The sequence below is a fragment of the Micromonospora olivasterospora genome (assembly GCF_007830265.1).
In the GTDB taxonomy this organism is placed as follows: Bacteria; Actinomycetota; Actinomycetes; order Mycobacteriales; family Micromonosporaceae; genus Micromonospora; species Micromonospora olivasterospora.
The window spans coordinates 4,596,221-4,613,378 of sequence record NZ_VLKE01000001.1; the positions used below are offsets into that span (position 1 = coordinate 4,596,221).

Annotated in this window: 14 protein-coding genes and 1 pseudogene; 8 read left to right on the forward strand and 7 right to left on the reverse strand. The window is 73.2% G+C overall.

The genetic code is table 11. From position 1 onward, the window contains the following. Positions 1–18: 18 nt before the first annotated feature. The 3 genes from glgB to JD77_RS33900 are packed head-to-tail and all read right to left on the reverse strand — an operon-like array spanning position 19 to position 4,501. Entirely contained in the window at positions 19–2,121 is a 2,103-nt protein-coding gene (gene glgB, locus JD77_RS21300; RefSeq protein WP_145775873.1) for a 1,4-alpha-glucan branching protein GlgB, read from the reverse strand. Next, the gene (locus JD77_RS21305) at positions 2,109–4,205 is read right to left on the reverse strand and encodes an alpha-1,4-glucan--maltose-1-phosphate maltosyltransferase (RefSeq protein ID WP_145775874.1); all 2,097 of its coding nucleotides are present in this window, start codon (positions 4,203–4,205) and stop codon (positions 2,109–2,111) included. The genes glgB and JD77_RS21305 overlap by 13 nt, the downstream gene beginning before the upstream one ends. Positions 4,206–4,258: 53 nt before the next feature. Then, a complete protein-coding gene (locus JD77_RS33900; RefSeq protein WP_246141320.1) occupies positions 4,259–4,501 on the reverse strand; it encodes a GNAT family N-acetyltransferase in 243 nt (80 codons plus the stop codon). On the opposite strand from JD77_RS33900, the gene JD77_RS33905 reads away from it, so the two are divergent. Next, positions 4,442–4,726: a type II toxin-antitoxin system VapC family toxin gene (locus tag JD77_RS33905; RefSeq protein WP_246141378.1), complete on the forward strand. Its 285-nt coding sequence runs from the start codon at positions 4,442–4,444 to the stop codon at positions 4,724–4,726. The two genes, JD77_RS33900 and JD77_RS33905, sit on opposite strands and share 60 nt — an antisense overlap. A 77-nt stretch (positions 4,727–4,803) precedes the next feature. Here JD77_RS33905 and glgA read toward each other — a convergent pair whose 3' ends face one another. Beyond that, positions 4,804–6,006, reverse strand: a complete 1,203-nt coding sequence (gene glgA / locus JD77_RS21315; RefSeq protein ID WP_145775876.1) for a glycogen synthase — start codon at positions 6,004–6,006, stop codon at positions 4,804–4,806. A gap of 95 nt (positions 6,007–6,101) precedes the next feature. Here glgA and glgC point away from each other — a divergent pair, with 95 nt between their 5' ends. Then, positions 6,102–7,334 (forward strand): glucose-1-phosphate adenylyltransferase, encoded by a 1,233-nt coding sequence (glgC, locus tag JD77_RS21320; RefSeq protein WP_145775877.1) that lies wholly within the window; start codon positions 6,102–6,104, stop codon positions 7,332–7,334. A 65-nt stretch (positions 7,335–7,399) separates the two neighbouring features. Beyond that, positions 7,400–9,043: a phosphoglucomutase (alpha-D-glucose-1,6-bisphosphate-dependent) gene (gene pgm / locus JD77_RS21325; protein WP_145775878.1), complete on the forward strand. Its 1,644-nt coding sequence runs from the start codon at positions 7,400–7,402 to the stop codon at positions 9,041–9,043. A 26-nt stretch (positions 9,044–9,069) separates the two neighbouring features. Here pgm and JD77_RS21330 read toward each other — a convergent pair whose 3' ends face one another. After that, entirely contained in the window at positions 9,070–9,210 is a 141-nt protein-coding gene (locus JD77_RS21330) for a hypothetical protein (RefSeq protein WP_211372625.1), read from the reverse strand. Between the two features lie 89 nt (positions 9,211–9,299). On the opposite strand from JD77_RS21330, the gene JD77_RS21335 reads away from it, so the two are divergent. Genes JD77_RS21335 through JD77_RS21350 form a run of 4 tightly spaced genes read left to right on the forward strand, consistent with a single transcriptional unit; the run spans position 9,300 to position 12,986 of the window. Next, positions 9,300–10,028: a sugar phosphate nucleotidyltransferase gene (locus JD77_RS21335; RefSeq protein WP_145775879.1), complete on the forward strand. Its 729-nt coding sequence runs from the start codon at positions 9,300–9,302 to the stop codon at positions 10,026–10,028. An 8-nt stretch (positions 10,029–10,036) separates the two neighbouring features. Continuing rightward, a complete protein-coding gene (locus tag JD77_RS21340; protein WP_145775880.1) occupies positions 10,037–11,017 on the forward strand; it encodes an NAD-dependent epimerase/dehydratase family protein in 981 nt (326 codons plus the stop codon). Between the two features lies 1 nt (position 11,018). Then, the gene (locus tag JD77_RS21345) at positions 11,019–12,026 is read left to right on the forward strand and encodes an SDR family NAD(P)-dependent oxidoreductase (RefSeq protein WP_145775881.1); all 1,008 of its coding nucleotides are present in this window, start codon (positions 11,019–11,021) and stop codon (positions 12,024–12,026) included. A gap of 15 nt (positions 12,027–12,041) precedes the next feature. After that, complete coding sequence (locus JD77_RS21350; protein WP_145775882.1) at positions 12,042–12,986, forward strand: NAD-dependent epimerase/dehydratase family protein; 945 nt, start codon at positions 12,042–12,044, stop codon at positions 12,984–12,986. An 18-nt stretch (positions 12,987–13,004) separates the two neighbouring features. On the opposite strand, the gene JD77_RS21355 is transcribed toward JD77_RS21350, so the two are convergent. Continuing rightward, a complete protein-coding gene (locus tag JD77_RS21355) occupies positions 13,005–14,264 on the reverse strand; it encodes a lipopolysaccharide biosynthesis protein (RefSeq protein WP_170286504.1) in 1,260 nt (419 codons plus the stop codon). A 275-nt stretch (positions 14,265–14,539) separates the two neighbouring features. On the opposite strand from JD77_RS21355, the gene wzy reads away from it, so the two are divergent. Continuing rightward, the gene (gene wzy / locus JD77_RS35220) at positions 14,540–16,033 is read left to right on the forward strand and encodes an O-antigen polysaccharide polymerase Wzy (protein WP_170286505.1); all 1,494 of its coding nucleotides are present in this window, start codon (positions 14,540–14,542) and stop codon (positions 16,031–16,033) included. A gap of 145 nt (positions 16,034–16,178) precedes the next feature. Here the strand turns inward: wzy and JD77_RS33915 are convergent. Beyond that, positions 16,179–17,144 (reverse strand): annotated as a pseudogene (locus JD77_RS33915) (glycosyltransferase); the annotation flags it as partial. Positions 17,145–17,158: the final 14 nt, after the last annotated feature.

The following is a 17,158-nucleotide window of genomic DNA, read 5'->3' on the forward strand; positions in this document are numbered from 1 at the left end:
GTCCGGCCGGGCGGCGACTCACCCCGGGCGGAGCCAGAGGACGCCCAGCGGCGGCACCCGCAGCGCCGCTGACGCCGGCATCCCGTGCCGCGGCACGCCCTCGGCCTCCACCGTCCCGAGGTTGCCCACCCCGGACCCGCCGTAGTGGTGGGAGTCGGTGTTCAGCACCTCCGTCCACCTGCCGGCCGCCGGCAGCCCGATCCGGTAGCCCTCCAGCGGGACGGCGGAGAGGTTCGCCACGCAGACCAGCGTCGCGCCGTCCGGGGCGATCCGGACGAACGAGACCGTGTTGTTGGCGACGTCGTCGGCGGCGATCCAGCGGAACCCGGCCGGGTCGGTGTCCTGCGCCCACAGCGCGGGGGTGTCCCGGTAGACGCGGTTGAGGTCGCCGACGAGGCGCTGCACGCCGGCCCGCGCGGGGTCGTGCGGCAGGTACCAGTCGAGCCCGCGCTCCTCGCTCCACTCCCGGTCGTCGGCCAGCTCGCAGCCCATGAACAGCAGCTGCTTGCCGGGGTGCGCCCACATGTACGCCAGCAGCGCCCGCACGTTGGCCAGCCGCTGCCAGGTGTCCCCGGGCATCTTGCCCGCGAGCGAGCCCTTGCCGTGCACCACCTCGTCGTGGCTGATCGGCAGCACGTAGTTCTCGCTCCACGCGTACGCCAGGGAGAAGGTGAGCTGATGGTGGTGGTGCTGCCGGTAGATCGGGTCCTTCGAGACGTACAGCAGGGTGTCGTGCATCCAGCCCATGTTCCACTTGAACCCGAAGCCGAGCCCGCCCTCGGAGGTGGGCCGGGTGACGCCGGGCCAGGCGGTGGACTCCTCGGCCACCATCACCACCCCCGGGTGGTGCTTGTAGACGGTGGCGTTGACCTCCTGGAGGAGCGCGATGGCCTCCAGGTTCTCCCGGCCGCCGTGCACGTTGGGCGCCCACTGCCCCTCGGCCCGGGAGTAGTCCAGGTAGAGCATCGAGGCGACCGCGTCCACCCGCAGGCCGTCGACGTGGAACTCCTCCAGCCAGTACAGCGCGTTGGCGACCAGGAAGTTGCGCACCTCCCGCCGGCCGAAGTCGAAGACGTACGTGCCCCAGTCGGGGTGCTCGCCGCGGCGCGGGTCGGGGTGCTCGTACAGCGGGGTGCCGTCGAACCGGGCCAGGGCCCACTCGTCCTTCGGGAAGTGCGCGGGCACCCAGTCCAGGATCACCCCGACGCCCGCCGCGTGCAGCCGGTCCACCAGGTGCCGGAACCCGTCCGGGTCGCCGAACCGGGAGGTGGGGGCGTAGTAGCCGGTGACCTGGTAGCCCCAGGAGCCGCCGAACGGGTGCTCCATCACCGGCAGGAACTCCACGTGCGTGAAGCCCAGCTCCGTCACGTACGCGGTCAGCTGCTCGGCCAGCTCCCGGTAGCCGAGGCCCGGCCGCCACGAGCCGAGGTGCACCTCGTACACGCTCATCGGCTCCCGGTGCGGCGCGCGCCGCGCGCGCCGCACCAGCCAGTCGGCGTCGGACCACTCGTACGTCGAGTGGTGCACGACCGACGCGGTGGCCGGCGGCACCTCGGCGCACCTGGCCAGGGGGTCGGCCTTGTCCCGCCAGCGTTCGTCGGCGCCGAGGACCCGGTACTTGTACGTCGCCCCGGCACCGACGCCCGGAACGAACAGCTCCCACACCCCGCTGGCCCCCAGCGAGCGCATCGGCCAGCCGTCGTGCGGGCCCCAGCCGGTGAAGTCGCCGACGACCCGCACGCCGCGCGCGTTCGGCGCCCACACGGCGAACGCCACGCCGCCGTCGAGCACCCGGGCGCCCAGGGCCTCCCAGAGCCGCTCGTGCCGGCCCTCGCCGATGAGGTGCAGGTCCAGCTCGCCGAGGGTGGGCGGGTGCCGGTACGGGTCGTCGTGTACCGCGCCGTCGACCTCGACCCGGTAGTCGAGCACGGTGCCCGGCACGGTGGCCTCGAAGACGCCCACCTCGTGCACCCGCGTCGTCGGCTGCCGCTCGCCGTTCACCAGCACCGACACCTCGCCGGCGCCCCGGCGCAGCGTGCGGATCGTCGTACGGCCGTCGGCGGGGTGCGCGCCGAGCACGGCGTGCGGGTCGTGCGCCCGGCCGGCGATCAGCTCGTCCACAGTTCCTCGTCCTTTCCGGCCGGGGAGGTCGGGGCGGTGCCGCCGGAGAGGTCGGCGGGGACGTCCTCGACCGTCAGGTCGGGCGACGCCGGCACGGCCGGCGGGGCGGTGGGCGGGGGAGCCGGCCGGCGCACGGTGAACACGTGCGCGGGTTGCAGGTACGGGTCGAGCCGGACGGCGTTGCGCTGCCCCCAGTCGTAGCTGGTGCCGGTCAGCTCGTCGTGCACCGTGAACCGCTCGTGCCAGTCGAGACCCAGCGCCGGCATGTCCAGCGTGGTGTTGCCCCACTGCACCGCCCGGGAGTCGAACGAGCAGACCACGACCACCGTGTTGCCGGTGTCCGGGTCGTGCTTGGACCAGCACAGCAGCGCCGGGTTGTCGATCTCGTGGAAGACCAGGTTGCGCAGCCGGTGCAGGGCCGGATTCTCGCGCCGTACCCGGTTGAGGGTGGCGATGAACGGGGCCAGCGAGCGGCCCTGCTCCTGCGCGCCGGCCCAGTCGCGGGGCCGCAGCTCGTACTTCTCGTTGTCCAGGTACTCCTCCGCGCCGGGGCGGGCCTCGTGCTCGAACAGCTCGAAGCCGGCGTACATGCCCCAGGAGGGGGAGAGCAGGGCGGCCAGCACCGCGCGGATCTTGAACATCGGCGGGCCGCCGTGCTGGAGGGACTCGTGCAGGATGTCCGGCGTGTTGGGCCAGAAGTTCGGCCGCATGTAGTCGGCCGCGGCGACCAGCTCCTCGCAGTACGTCCGCATCTCGGCGGCGCTCGTGCGCCAGGTGAAGTACGTGTACGACTGGGTGAAGCCGATCTTGCCGAGGCCGTGCATGACGGCCGGCCGGGTGAACGCCTCCGCCAGGAACAGCACGTCCGGCTCGACCTTCTTGACCTCCCGGATCAGCCAGTGCCAGAAGTCGAGCGGCTTGGTGTGCGGGTTGTCGACCCGGAAGATCCGGATGCCCTCGCCGACCCAGTGCAGCACCACCCGCAGAATCTCCGCCCGGATGCCCTCGGGATCGTCGTCGAAGTTCAGCGGGTAGATGTCCTGGTACTTCTTCGGCGGGTTCTCCGCGTACGCGATCGTGCCGTCGGCCCGGGTGGTGAACCACTCCGGGTGCTCGGTCACCCAGGGGTGGTCCGGGGCGCACTGCAACGCCAGGTCCATCGCCACCTCCAGGCCCTGCTCGGCGGCGGCGGCGACGAAGTCCCGGAAGTCCTCCGCCGTGCCCAGGTCGGGGTGGATGGCGTCGTGGCCACCCTCGGCGGCGCCGATGGCCCAGGGCGAGCCGACGTCGTCCGGCCCGGCGCTGAGCGCGTTGTTGGGGCCCTTGCGGTTGACCCGGCCGATCGGGTGGATCGGGGGCAGGTAGAGCACGTCGAAGCCCATCGCGGCGACCCCCGGCAGCCGCTGGATCGCCGTGGCGAAGGTGCCGGAGCGCGCCGGCGCGTCGACGGTCGCCGGGATCGCCCCCTCGGAGCGGGGGAAGAACTCGTACCAGGCGGAGAAGAGCGCCCGGGGGCGGTCCACCCAGAGCCGGCGCTCCTCGCCCGTGGTGACCAGCTCGCGGACCGGGTGCTCCCAGAGCAGCCCGGCCAGGCCGAGCGCCGGGGCGACCCGCCGTTCCAACGGCTGCCGCTCGTCGCCGAGCGCGGCCACGGCCGCGCGTACCCGGTCGGCGTCGGCGGCGGGGACCAGCTCCAGGGCGGCGGTCAGCACCCGGGCGCCCTCGGCCAGGTCGTTGGCCAGCTCCGCCGGCCCCTGCCCCGCGGCGACCTTCTTCGTCACCGCGTTCTGCCAGGTCAGGTACGGGTCCTGGAACGCCTCCACGGTGAAAATCCACTCGCCGACCGCGTCGGGCCGGATGGTGGCGTGCCAGCGGTCCTGGCCGGGCTCGCCCGGGCGCATCCGGGTGAACGGCCGGGCCCCGCCGTCGGGGCCCAGCCAGACGACGTTGCAGCCCAGGGCGTCGTGCCCCTCCCGGTAGGCGCGCGCCGACACCGGCACCGGCTCGCCGACCACCGCCTTCGCGGGATAGCGACCGCACGAGACGACGGGGGTGACGTCCTCGATGGGGAAGCGACCTGTCACCGGTTCAACGTACTGCGCGAGATCGCTTCGCGCTCGGCCAAGGTTCCCCCCGACTACCCCCGGGGCCCGCCGCGCGTCGCCCGCCACTCACCGGCCAGGACGGCGAACACGAGCTGGTCGGCCCACTCTCCCCGGAACAGGTAGCTCTCGACGTGACGTGCCTCCTGACGCATGCCGAGGCGGGCCATCAGGCGGGCGGACGCCTCATTGCGGCCATGGCATCGGCCGTAGACGCGATGCAGCCCGAGATCGTCGAACCCCCAGTCGAGAAGCGCGGTGGCCGCTTCGGTGGCCAGCCCGCCACGGACTTCCTCCGTGAGGAGCTGCCGTACCCCGCGGGCTTCCTGGCGGGCAAGGCTTACGCGCGGTACCGCGCTCGAGGGGGCACCAGGCGTTCGCCGATCGCCGATCTCTACATCGGCGCGCACGCTGCGGTGTGCCGCTACCGCCTGGTCACGCGCGACAGTAGCCGCTACCGCACGTACTTCCCCACGCTGACACTGATCGCGCCCGAGGTGTAGCCGCAGCTCGACGCGCCGTCCGGCCCCCGGTGGTGCGAGGTGCTCTTCCGTGCCGGAAGCGTTGACGGGGCCCTTCCTCACGCCAGCAGCGAGCGGTAGATGTCGAGGGTTCGCGCGGCGATGGCGTCCCAGGAGAAGTGCTCGACCGCCCGGCGCCGCCCCGCCCGGCCGAACCCGGCGGCCCGCGCCGGGTCGCCCAGCAGCTCGTTGATCCGCGTCGCCAGGTCGGCCACGAAGCGCTCCGGGGCCAGCGGCCGGCCGCTGCCGTCGGTCGCCTGCTCGATCGGGACCAGCAGCCCCGTCTCGCCGTCGGCGACCACCTCGGGGATGCCGCCGGTGGCGGTGGCCACCACCGCTGTCTCGCACGCCATCGCCTCCAGGTTGACGATGCCCATCGGCTCGTAGACGGACGGGCAGACGAAGACCGTGGCGTGGGTGAGCACCTGGATCACCTCGTGCTTCGGCAGCATCTCGGCCACCCAGACCACCCCGGAGCGGTTGGCCCGCAACTCGGCCACCAGGCCCGCCACCTCGGCGGCGATCTCCGGGGTGTCTGGCGCGCCGGCCAGCAGCACGAGCTGGGCGTCGGCCGGCAGCTCCCGGGCGGCCCGCAGCAGGTACGGCAGGCCCTTCTGCCGGGTGATCCGACCCACGTACACCACGCTGGGCCGGGACGGGTCGACGCCGAGCCGGTCGAGCACGTCCGTGTCCGGGTCGGGGGCGTACTGCGCGGTGTCGATGCCGTTGTGGACGACCCGCACCCGGTCCGGGTTCACCGCCGGGTACGCCGTCAGCACGTCGTCGCGCATCCCCGCGCTCACCGCGATCACCGCGTCGGCCGCCTCCACGGCCGTGCGCTCGCACCAGGACGAGAGCGCGTACCCGCCGCCGAGCTGCTCGGCCTTCCACGGCCGCAGCGGCTCCAGGCTGTGCACCGTGACCACGTGCGGCACGCCGTGCAGCAGCTTCGCGGTGTGCCCGGCCAGGTTGGCGTACCAGGTGTGGCTGTGCACCACGTCGGTGCCGGCGCAGCCGGCGGCCATCTCCAGGTCGACACCCATCGTCCGCAGCGCGGCGTTCGCGCCGGCCAGGCCGGGCGGCTCGGCGTACGCGGTGACGCCTGGCTCGGTGCGCGGCGCGCCGAAGCAGTGCACGCGTACGTCGGCGAGCCGGCGCAGCTCCCGGGCGAGGTACTCGACGTGTACGCCGGCCCCGCCGTACACCTCCGGCGGGTACTCGCGGGTCAGCAGGTCGACGCGCAGCCGTGCGGATTCCGTCATGCCCGGGACCCTAGTGCAGAAGCCCGCCGCGCACCCGGCGCGCGACTGTGCCCGTCCGAGTGGTGAAGTCGAGGCCGGGTGGATAGCGTCTGTGCATGGCTGACAAGGTGCTCGCGATCGTCCTGGCCGGTGGGGAGGGCAAGCGCCTGATGCCGCTCACCGCGGACCGGGCCAAGCCGGCCGTCCCGTTCGGCGGCATGTACCGGATGGTCGACTTCGTGCTGTCCAACCTCGCCAACGCCGGCTTCCTGAAGATCGTGGTGCTGACCCAGTACAAGTCGCACTCGCTGGACCGGCACATCACGAAGACGTGGCGGATGTCCACGCTGCTCGGCAACTACGTCACGCCCGTGCCGGCCCAGCAGCGCCGCGGCCCCTGGTGGTTCGCCGGCTCCGCCGACGCGATCTACCAGAGCTTCAACCTGATCAACGACGAGCAGCCGGACTACGTGATCGTCTTCGGCGCCGACCACATCTACCGGATGGACCCGCGGCAGATGGTGGAGGACCACATCGCCTCCGGCGCCGGGGTGACCGTCGCGGGCATCCGGCAGCCGCTGTCGACGGCCGACCAGTTCGGCGTGATCGAGGTCGCCGAGGACGGCAAGCGCATCCGGGCGTTCCGCGAGAAGCCCACCGACGCGGTCGGCCTGCCGGACGCCCCGGACGAGATCTACGCCTCGATGGGCAACTACGTGTTCACCACGAAGGTGCTGTGCGAGGCGGTCGAGCGCGACGCGGAGGACAAGACCAGCAAACACGACATGGGTGGCAGCATCATCCCGATGCTGGTCGAGCGCGGCGAGGCCAACGTCTACGACTTCCGCGACAACGACGTGCCGGGCAGCACCGACCGGGACCGCGGCTACTGGCGGGACGTGGGGACGCTCGACTCGTTCTACGACGCGCACATGGATCTCATCAACGTGCACCCCGTGTTCAACCTCTACAACTTCGAGTGGCCCATCTACACCGGGTTGATGCCGTACCCGCCGGCCAAGTTCGTCCACCAGTGGGGCGAGCGCATCGGCCGCGCCGTCGGCTCGATGATCTCGCCCGGCGCGGTGATCTCCGGGTCGCTGGTGGAGAACTCGGTCGTCTCGCCGAAGGTCCGGGTCCACTCGTGGGCGCACGTCGACGGCGCGGTGCTCATGGAGGGCGTCGAGATCGGCCGGCACGCCGTGGTCCGCCGGGCCATCCTCGACAAGAACGTGTACGTGCCGGAGGGCGCGGAGATCGGCGTCGACCTCGAACGGGACCGGCAGCGCTTCACGGTCTCCGACAACGGCATCGTGGTGATCGGCAAGGGGCAGCGCGTGGAACGATGAGCCACGTGTGACGCCCGCGCCGGCGGGAAAGAGTGAGGGTCCGTACCGTCCTGGAGGTTGCAGCAGTGGTCCACCCCCGTGCCGGCCAGCCTGCCGAGCCCGTCGACCTGGTCGACGTGCCCCGCCTGGTGACCGCCTACTACGCCGAGCATCCCGACCCGGCCGACCCGGCGCAGCAGGTCTCCTTCGGCACGTCGGGGCACCGCGGGTCGAGCCTGCGTAACGCGTTCAACTCCGACCACATCCTCGCGGTCACCCAGGCGCTCTGCGACTACCGGCGGGAGCGGGGGCTGGACGGGCCGCTGTTCCTCGGCCGGGACACCCACGCCCTGTCCGCCCCGGCGGCCGTCGACGCGCTGGAGGTGCTCGCCGCCAACGGCGTCACCGTGCTGCTGGACAGCCGGGACGGCTACACCCCCACCCCGGCGGTGTCGCACGCCATCCTGACCCACAACCGGGGCCGCACGAGCGGGCTCGCCGACGGCATCGTGATCACCCCGTCGCACAACCCGCCCGACGACGGCGGGTTCAAGTACAACCCGACCCACGGCGGGCCGGCCGACACCGACGTCACGAGGTGGATCCAGGACCGGGCCAACGCGATCCTCGCCGCCGGCCTGACGGAGGTGCGGCGGATCCCGTACGCGCGGGCCCGCGCCGCCGACACCACCGGCGCGTACGACTTCCTCGGCCGGTACGTCGACGACCTGCCCGCCGCCCTCGACCTGGACGCGGTCCGGGCCGCCGGGGTGCGCGTCGGCGCGGACCCCCTCGGCGGGGCCAGCGTGGCGTACTGGGGGGAGATCGCCGACCGGCACCGGCTCGACCTCACCGTGATCAACCCGACCGTCGACCCGACCTGGCGCTTCATGACCCTCGACGGCGACGGCAGGATCCGGATGGACTGCTCCTCGCCGAACGCGATGGCGTCGCTGATCGCGGCCCGCGCCGACTACCAGGTCTCCACCGGCAACGACGCCGACGCCGACCGGCACGGCATCGTCACCCCCGACGGCGGCCTGATGAACCCGAACCACTACCTCGCGGTGGCCATCGCGCACCTGTTCCGCACCCGCGACCGATGGGGGCCGGCCGCCGCCGTGGGCAAGACCCTCGTCTCCAGCTCGATGATCGACCGGGTGGCCGCCGACCTCGGCCGGCCGCTGCTCGAGGTGCCGGTGGGGTTCAAGTGGTTCGTGCCGGGCCTGCTCGACGGCGCGGTCGGCTTCGGCGGCGAGGAGAGCGCGGGGGCGTCCTTCCTGCGCCGCGACGGCGGCGTCTGGACCACCGACAAGGACGGCATCCTGCTCTGCCTGCTCGCCGCCGAGATCGTCGCGACCACCGGGCGGACGCCGAGCCAGCACTGGACGGAGCTGGCCGAGCGGTTCGGCGCCCCCGCGTACGCGCGCATCGACGCCCCGGCCAGCCGGGAGGAGAAGGCCGTGCTGGGCCGCCTCTCCCCGGACCAGGTGACCGCGAGCGAGCTGGCGGGCGAGCCGATCCGGGCCACGCTGACCACGGCGCCGGGCAACGGGGCCCCGATCGGCGGGCTCAAGGTGACCACGGACTCCGGCTGGTTCGCCGCCCGCCCCTCCGGCACGGAGGACGTCTACAAGATCTACGCCGAGTCGTTCCAGGGCCCGGAGCACCTGGCCCGCATCCAGGAGGAGGCCCGGGAACTGGTGACGCAGGTGCTCAAGCAGGCCTGACCGCCAGCGGGCCCGCGGCGGCGTCGTCACCGCTCGGGGTGCCGCCGGCGGCGGTCGAACTTTTCGCGCAGCGGGCCGGGCAGCAGCTCGCGGAGCTGGTCGGGCGGCAGCGGCAGGTCCACCAGCTCACCACACCCGGCCCGCGCCGGCGGTCGGACACTGGGCACGTTCATCCCTTTTGCGTCACTTCGCTGGCGGCGCCGTCGTTGTGTCGAGGGAGTGGGTAGCGGCAACCGAGCGCGGTGCGGAGGGGTGCGTGCACGTAGTCATCATGGCCGGCGGCAGGGGCGTACGGCTGCGCCCCTACACCTCGACGCTGCCCAAGCCGCTCGTGCCGATCGGCGACAGCTACGCGATTCTGGAGATCATCCTGCACCAGCTCGCGGCCCACGGGTGCAGCCGGGTGACCCTCGCGATCAACCACCTCGGCTCGCTGATCCGGGCGTTCGTCGGGGACGGCTCGCGGTTCGGGCTGACCGTGGACTACCTGGAGGAGCGCACGCCGCTGTCGACGATCGGGCCGCTGTTCGGCATGCGCGACCGGCTGCCGGAGCAGTTCCTGGTGATGAACGGCGACGTGCTCACCGACCTCGACTACGCCGACCTGCTCGCCGTCCACTCCCGCTCGGGCGCCCCGCTGACCGTGGCCACGTACCGGCGCAGCGTGAAGATCGACTTCGGGGTGCTGGAGGCCGAGGGCGACAAGATCGTCTCCTTCGCGGAGAAGCCGGTGCTGCGCTACCGGGTGAGCATGGGGGTGTACGGGCTCTCCCGGCGGGCGATCGCGGACTACCCCGAGGGGCTCTGCTTCGGCTTCGACGAGCTGGTGCTGGACCTGCTGCGCCAGGGCGAGCCACCGGCCAGCTACGACTTCGAGGGCTTCTGGCTGGACATCGGCCGCCCGGAGGACTACGACGAGGCCAACAGCCGCTTCGGCGAGGTGGAGTCGATCCTGCTGCCGGCCGGCGTCCTCGCCCCGACATGAGGTCCGGCATGCGCCCCGACACCCGGCCGGTGTTGCTGTTCGGCGCCACCGGCTTCCTCGGCGGCCACGTCCGGGCCGCCCTGGCCGCGGAGCTGCCGCTGGTCTGCCCGTCGCGCCCCGAGTGCGACCTCGAGGGCGCCACGTCCGACGAGCTGGCCGCCCTGATCCGGGCCGTGCGGCCGGCCGCCGTGGTGAACTGCGCCGGTCGGGCGACCGGCACCGCCGAGGAGCTGCTGCGCGCCAACGCCCTGGTCGCGGCGAAGCTGGTCGACGCGGTCGCCGAGGCCGCCCCGGCGGCGCGCCTGGTCCGCCTCGGCTCGGCCGCCGAGTACGGCCGCGTACCGCTCGGGAGCGCCGTCGGCGAGGACTGTCCGGCGGACCCGGTCGCCGCGTACGGGGTCAGCCAGCTCGCCGCCACCCGGCTGGTCGAGCTGGCCGCCCGGGACCGCCGGGTCGACGCCGTGGTGCTGCGGGTGTTCAACCCGGTCGGCCCCGGGACGCCCCGGTCCACCCTGCTCGGCGGGGTCGCCGCCCAGCTCGCGCGCTGCCCGGCCGGCGGCGTGCTGCGCACCGGACCGCTGGACGTCCGCCGCGACTTCGTCGACGTCCGGGACGTCGCCGCCGCCGTCGCCGCGGCGCTGCGGGTCCCGCCGTCCGGCCCGCGCGTGTTCAACGTCGCGAGCGGGCGGGCGGTGCCGGTGCGCGACGCCGTGCGGCTGCTCGCGGACGCGGCCGGCTTCACCGGGTGGGTGCGGGAGGACGGCCGGCCGCCGGCCCGGTCGGCGACCGTCGGGTGGATGTGCGGGGACGTCCGCCGGGCCGCGGCGCACCTGGGCTGGACGCCCCGGCACGACCTGGCCGACTCGATCAAGGCCCTGTGGGCGGGGGCGTCGTCCCCGGCCCGCGCCGCGGACCCCGGCCCCGGCCCGTCCCGGCCAGCAGACGATCCGTCCGGTCCCGGCCGGGACCGGCAGACGAGGAGTGGATGACATGCGGGATTCCTCAACCGGCGACCTGGTGGCGGTGACGGGCGCGGGCGGCTTCATCGGCTCGCACCTCGTCGAGGCGCTCGTCGGCCGGGGCCACCGGGTGCGCGCGTTCGCGCACTACAACGGCGCGGGCACGTACGGCTGGCTGGACACGCTGCACGCGGACCAGCTCGCGCGGGTGGAGATCCTGGCCGGCGACATCCGGGACCGGACGATGGTGGACCGACTCGTCGAGGGCGCGTCCGTGGTGTACCACCTGGCCGCGCTCGGCGGCATCCCGTACTCGTACCTCGCACCGCAGTCGTACGTCGAGACCAACGTCGTGGGCACGCTCAACGTGCTGGAGAGCGCCCGCCGCGCCGGCACCGGCCGGGTGGTCGTGACGTCCACCAGCGAGGTGTACGGCACCGCGACGACGGTGCCCATGACGGAGGCGCACCGGCTGCGGGGGCAGTCCCCGTACGCGGCGTCGAAGATCGGCGCGGACAAGCTGGCGGAGAGCTTCCAGCTCAGCTTCGGGCTGCCCGTGGTCACGCTGCGCCCGTTCAACACGTACGGGCCCCGGCAGTCCACCCGCGCGGTCATCCCGACCATCGTCAGCCAGCTGGCGAAGGGCTCCCGCACGGTCGAGCTGGGGGCGGTGGACACCACCCGCGACCTGCTGTTCGTGGCGGACACGGTGGCGGCGTTCGTGGCCGTGGGCACCGCGCCCGCCGACCGGGTCGTCGGCCAGGTGTTCCAGGCCGCCACCGGGCGCGAGACCGCCGTCGGCGAGCTGGTGCGCCGGATCGCGGCCATCTTCGGCGTCGAGCCGGAGATCCGGGTCTCCGACGCCCGGCTGCGCCCCGAGGGCTCGGAGGTGGAACGGCTCGTCGGCGACGCCGGCCTGCTGCGGTCCGCGACGGGCTGGCAGTCGGCCGTCCCGCTCGACGACGGCCTCAAGGCGACCGTCGAGTGGTTCCTCGACCCCGCCAACCTCGGCCGCTACCGCGCCGACCGGGCCGTCTGACCGGAGGGAACAGCTGTGAAGATCGTGGTCACCGGCGGTGCCGGGTTCATCGGCTCCAACCTGGTCGGCGCGCTGGGCGAGACGCTGGGCATCAGCGAGATCGTCGTGGTGGACGACCTGTCCACCGGGTCGCTGGACAACCTCGACGGACTGCCCGCCCGGCTGCTGGTCGGCACCGTGCTGGACCCGGACCTGCTCGACGAGGCGATGGTCGGCGCTGCCAGCGTCGTGCACCTGGGCGCGCTCGGGTCCGTACCCCGCTCCATCGACGATCCGATGCGCAGCCACCACGCCAACGCCACCGGCACCCTCACCGTGCTGGAGGCGGCGCGCCGGCACCGCGTACCGCAGGTCGTGGTCGCCTCCTCCTCGTCGGTGTACGGCGCCAACCCGGTCCTGCCCCGGCGGGAGACCCTGCGGCCGATGCCGGTGAGCCCGTACGCGGTGTCCAAGCTGGCCACCGAGGCGTACGCGCTCGCGCACGCCGCCTGCTACGGCACGAACGTCCTGCCGTTGCGCTTCTTCAACGTGTACGGGCCGCGGCAGGCCGCCAACCACGCGTACGCGGCGGTGGTGCCGCGCTTCGTGACCGCGGCCCTGGAGGGCAGCCCGTTGCAGGTCTTCGGCGACGGCACGCAGAGCCGCGACTTCACCTACGTCGGCAGCGTCACCACCACGATCGTGGACGCGATCCGGCGCCGCGTCGGCGCCCCGGACGCGGTGAACCTCGCCTTCGGCGCGCGGATCTCGCTGCTCGAGCTCATCGCCGAGCTGGAACTCGTGCTGGGCCGGCGGCTGGAGGCCGAGTACCACCCGCCCCGGCCCGGCGACGTCCAGGACTCGCAGGCCGACTGCGCCCGGTTCCGGGAGCTGTTCCCGGCGGCCCGCCGGTGGCCGCTGCGCGCCGGCCTGGAGGCCACCGTCGCCTGGATGTCCGGCCGCGTTCCCGCCGGCCGCTGACCGCGGCGGTGCCGCCCGCTACGTCCGGGCCCGCTCGAGCCCCTGCTGCGGGCGGGGGACCCCGGCTGGGCGGGCGGCCGCGCGCGACCGCAGCCGGCGACGCAGGACGATCGTCGACGCGGTGGAGAGGCCGCCGTAGAGCAGGACGGACGCCCACGCCGCGCCGTACGCCCCCCACTGCCAGGCGGCCGAGCCGAACAGCAGCAGCGCGGCGACCGCCCCGGCCGCACCGACGAGTCCCGCGCTGCCCATCCAACCGCCGCCCAACAGGGCCCGGCTGGCCACCGCGAACGGCGCGAAGAGGAGCTCGGCGAGGAGCAGTACGAGGAGGAGGGGCCTGGCCTCGGCGAACGAGGCGCCGAAGACGGGCGTGATGAGGAGCCAGCCCGTCACCGCCACGGCCAGACCCGTTCCCGCCGAGGCCAGGACGGCGTACCGTTGCGCCCGCTCCACCTCCGCCGCCCCGAAGCCGAGGGTCACCTTCCGATAGGTCGTCTGGCCGATGGCCGCCGGGATCACCCGTGGCGCCTCGCTCAGCGTCGCGGCGGTCGAGTAGACGCCGACCATCGCGGCGCCGGCGACGCCGCCCAGAATGAACCGATCGGCCCGGAGCGCGAGCGCCAGGCCCATGGTGAGACCGAGGGACTGGATCCCCGAGCGCAGCAGCCAGGCCGCTTCGCGTCGGTCGGGCACGCCGAGCAGGAGCAGCCTCGCCGCACGCAGGTGGAAGGCCTGGGCGACCGCCACGGCCGTCATGCCCGCGCCCTGGCCGAGCAGCAGCCCCCAGGCGGTCGGGGTGAGCACCAGAGCGGGCAGCACCAGGCCGACCGTGCCGCCCGCGGCGACCGCCGCGGCCCAGGAGCTGCCGGCCGTGAAGCGCCCAGCCGCGTACCAGGTGTCGGGAAACTGCACCAGCGCGGTCTGCCCCAATGTCGCCACCAGGGCCGCGAGCAGGAACCTCGGCGTTGCGAGCCCCCGGTCGATCGTGCTGGCGCAGACCCAGCACGCGAGCATCGCGAGGGCGCTCGCAAGGCCCGCGGCCAGTGCCGAGACCCAGGTGTAGGTGGCGAGCAGCCGCGTACGCCCTGATTCGTCGTCGAGCGCGGGCAGCCGCGCCCTGAGGGCGTGGGAGGTCCCGAGGCCGGCCACCAGCGCGGCGATGCTGCCGCTCGTCGCCCCCAGCACCATCAGGCCCCGGTCGTGCGGCCCGAGCAGACGGCTGGCCACGACGGCGGCAAGCGCGAGGTTGCCCGCCTGCGCCAGGCTCGCCCCCGTCATCGAGGTGAGCGTCCGCCTCATCCGCGCCGGCCGCAACCCGACCGCACCCGTCGGAGCGCACTCACGGCAATTTCCTCCCGCTGCTTGCCCGCGGCGTGTCGTCTTTTCCTTCCAACGAATTGCGCGGGAAATGGATGCGGCGTGCGAGAACCCCGGACCCAGGTGAGCGTCGATCACAATTCGTGGTTTCCGCCCGAAATCCGCGAATGTTCACCGATTTCTGGTACAACAATCGTGCGATCAATCGATGAAGGGATTGGACCATGGTCCTCGCCATGCCGACGACCTCGCGAGCGGCGATCCCCCGGCACCGACGACGGAGGGCCGCGAAGGCCCCCGGCGCCATCCCGGGGCGGTCGGGCGTCGCACCGCCGGCCGCGGCGGCGGTCGCGGCAGGCCAACTGGTCGTCGTCGCCATGTCCTACCAGGCGTTGGCCGCCTCGCCGAGGCTGGCGGCGTCCGCGGCGGTGGTCGTGGCCGTCGTGAACGTCACGCTGATGATGCGGCTCCGCGGCAACCGGCAGATCTCCCTCGGTTCGATGTTTCTCGCGATCTATGCCGTGTTCCACGTGGGCCTGGCCCCCTACCTCATTGCCGGTGTCGTGCCGGACCTGTTGACGAGGGTGACCGGCGATCCGTTGACGTGGCTGATGTCGCCACAGATCACCGCCGCGGTGATGTTGGTCGTGATCAGCATGTCGACATACCTGCTCGGCTACTCACTCGTGGCGTGCTGGCGAAGGTCTGGCGGCAGAAGACGGGTCGGCCCGCCGGCGCCTGACCGACCCGCGACGTCCGTCATGGCGTCGGCGGGCCCGCTCCTGGTGCTCCTGGGCGGGCTGCTGCTCCTCGGGGTCGTCCTGTCCGAGGGGGTCGGCTCGCTCGGCGCGGACAACTACGCGTTGTTCCGGACCGAGCAGCACAAACCCCAGTTGGCCTGGGCGTTCCTGTTTCTGGGCATCGGCATGGCGGTGGTCGGCTCCGGCGGCTCACGGTGGTGGGTCCTGGCCTTCCTGCCGTTGATCGTCATCCCGCTCACCATCGGGTGGCGCAGTGGCACCATCTTTCCGTTGGCGGCCTTCCTCGTCGCCTGGAGCCGCCGACGCCAGGTGCGGGTGCGGCTGTGGCACGGCGCGGTGGTCCTCGCGCTGCTGTCGCTGGGATCGGTCGTGCGTCAGGCACGGGAAGGGGGCCCCGGCGGCTTTCGTCTGGCGGATGCCTCGCTCAACCCGCTGGACGGTCTCGCCGAACTGAGCGCGACCCTGCGTACCGTGGTCGTCGTGCGGGAGTGGCGCATGGTCGAACACCAGCCCTTCGCCGGCTGGGACGTGTACTGGGCGCCCGTGGAACGTCTTGTCGGCCGCCTCCTGGGGCTGGACGTCACGCCCGCCGCGCTGGACCAGCGGAACCTGTCGACCGCCTTCCTGGACCGTCCGGAACTCGGCGCCATCGGTGGTTCGCCCACCGCCGAGGCGTACCGGGCCGCGGGAATCGTCGGAGTGATCGTGGTCATGGCCCTGATCGGAGCGGTCATCGCCTGGCTGGACGGCACGCGGCCCGGGTCGATCTGGGAGTACGGGGTCGGAATGATCGGCTACGTGCTGCTGGTCTGGAGCCGCAACAACTTCACTCCGGTCGTGGCGCAGGCCGGGCTCTGCCTGACGATCCTGCTGGTGGCCCGATGGGTGGACACCCAACGGGCGATGCGTTCCGACCGGTCGTCACCCGCCACAGATCGCGCCACTCCCGCGTCGCGTGCTCGAGGGTGAAGGGGGACGAGCGCAGGGACAGGCTCAGTTCGCGGCGCTCGTCGGCGTCCATCTCGGCCTGCCGTAGGGCGACTGTGGCCCAGGCGTCCGCGCCGGCCGAGAGGGACACCGGCACGACCCCGCGGACGAGTGTGGCCAGTTCCCTGAGGGTGGGCAGGTCGGTTGCCACCACTGGCACGCCGGCCGCCAGGGCCTCGAGAATCACGCCGGGCAGTCCCTCCCGTACGGAGGGCAGCAGCAGGACGTCGCAGGCCGCCAGCACGGAGGCGATCTCGTCGACCTCGCCCGCCAGCACCACCCGCCCGTCCGCGCCGACCTGCGGGTGCGGGCCGGTGATGTCGTCGCTGCCGCCCGGTCCGGCCACGAGCAGTCGCGCGTCCGGCCGTAGCGCGCGGGCGGCCCGGTGTATCTCGACGAGGAAGGCGCGGTTCTTCTCCGGCGCCGCCCTGCCGAGGTAGCCGAGCACCGGCGCGTCCGGAGGCAGACCCCAGTGCCGTCGGGCGGTCTCCCGGTCCCAGCCGTCGACGCGACTGATCGCCACGCCGTTGGGCAGCACACGGTAGCGCGGGTCGCCCGGGCGTACCCCGGCGAAGTCCCGCGCCGCGGCCGTCACCCCCAGGACATCCGTGGCGACGTGCGGCAGCAGGCGCCTGAGCAGCGCCCGTTGTGCTCTGCGCCCGCGCGTGTCCGGTCGTCCGTCGCCCTCGCTCGACAGCCGCGCCACCCGCACGGGAACCCCGCCGGCCCGCGCCGCCAGCAGCACGAGAGCGCTCGTCAGACTGATGTGGGAGACCACGACGTCGGGCCGCAGCGATTGCAGGCACTGCCACATGCGCAGCGGAAAGGAACGCCTCGGTCGCACCGGGAGCTGCCGGACGGCGGCGCCGGCGGCCCGGAAGTCCGCGGCGAGGGCCCCCTCCCAGCCGGCGACGGTGACGAAGGTCTGCTGGACCTCGTCCGGTGGAATCGCGCGGCAGACGTCCAGTGCCGACGTCTCGATGCCGCCGCGGTCGAGGCAGCCCATGACGTGCACGACCCGGACGGGCCGACGCCAGGTTTCGAGGAAGTCCAATGTCCCCTGCTGGGGCGCGACGGGGCCTCCGGTGGTCATGACGCGGTGCTCCT

Coding starts and splice junctions, on each gene's coding strand:
- JD77_RS33905 (WP_246141378.1), top strand. CDS start 4,442: ATGCAGCCCGAGATCGTCGAACCCCCAGTCGAGAAGCGCGGTGGCCGC.
- glgA (WP_145775876.1), bottom strand. CDS start 6,006: ATGACGGAATCCGCACGGCTGCGCGTCGACCTGCTGACCCGCGAGTAC.
- glgC (WP_145775877.1), top strand. CDS start 6,102: ATGGCTGACAAGGTGCTCGCGATCGTCCTGGCCGGTGGGGAGGGCAAG.
- JD77_RS21340 (WP_145775880.1), top strand. CDS start 10,037: ATGCGCCCCGACACCCGGCCGGTGTTGCTGTTCGGCGCCACCGGCTTC.
- JD77_RS21345 (WP_145775881.1), top strand. CDS start 11,019: ATGCGGGATTCCTCAACCGGCGACCTGGTGGCGGTGACGGGCGCGGGC.
- JD77_RS21355 (WP_170286504.1), bottom strand. CDS start 14,264: ATGACGGGGGCGAGCCTGGCGCAGGCGGGCAACCTCGCGCTTGCCGCC.
- wzy (WP_170286505.1), top strand. CDS start 14,540: ATGCCGACGACCTCGCGAGCGGCGATCCCCCGGCACCGACGACGGAGG.